The organism is Tenacibaculum aiptasiae (assembly GCF_008806755.1).
In the GTDB taxonomy this organism is placed as follows: Bacteria; Bacteroidota; Bacteroidia; order Flavobacteriales; family Flavobacteriaceae; genus Polaribacter; species Polaribacter aiptasiae.
On record NZ_WAAU01000032.1, the window covers coordinates 1 to 554 of the forward strand.

Genomic DNA, 554 nt, shown 5'->3' on the forward strand with positions numbered 1-554 from the left:
TTATGAATTTCTCCTAATCGATCAACCGATATTTGTGCATCCTGTACATCTCTCATAAAATTAATCAGCTGAGTAATAGGACCGTTTAATTGTCCAACGATATAACTAATAGCCATCATCATACCCAAACTTATTTGTCCATCGATTACTAGTTTTGCCGATAAAACAGTGATGAACATATTTTTAAGTTCGTTGATAAAGTTAGATCCTACACTTTGTGTTTGTTCTAAGGCCAAACTCTTGGTAGCTACTTTAAATAAACGAGCTTGTACATATTCCCAATTCCAACGCATGCGCCTTTCTGCATTGTGAAGCTTAATTTCTTGCATTCCGTTGATAAGCTCAATTACTTTACTTTGTTCTTGACTTACTTGTGAGAATCGTTTGTAGTCTAATTCTTTTCGCTTCTTGAAAAAGAAGAGTACCCATCCAAAGTATAAAACACTTCCCAGTACAAATACTCCGAATATTTGCAAGCTATAATATCCAAGAACTAAACTGAAGATAATTAGGTTAAAGAAAGAGAATAATACGGTTAAAGATGATGTAGTTAA

General features: G+C 33.6%; 1 protein-coding gene. It reads right to left on the reverse strand.

Translation table 11 applies throughout. The features are described from left to right. The coding region (locus F7018_RS16475) for an ABC transporter transmembrane domain-containing protein (protein ID WP_246175230.1) at positions 1-554 on the reverse strand (554 nt) is incomplete at both ends.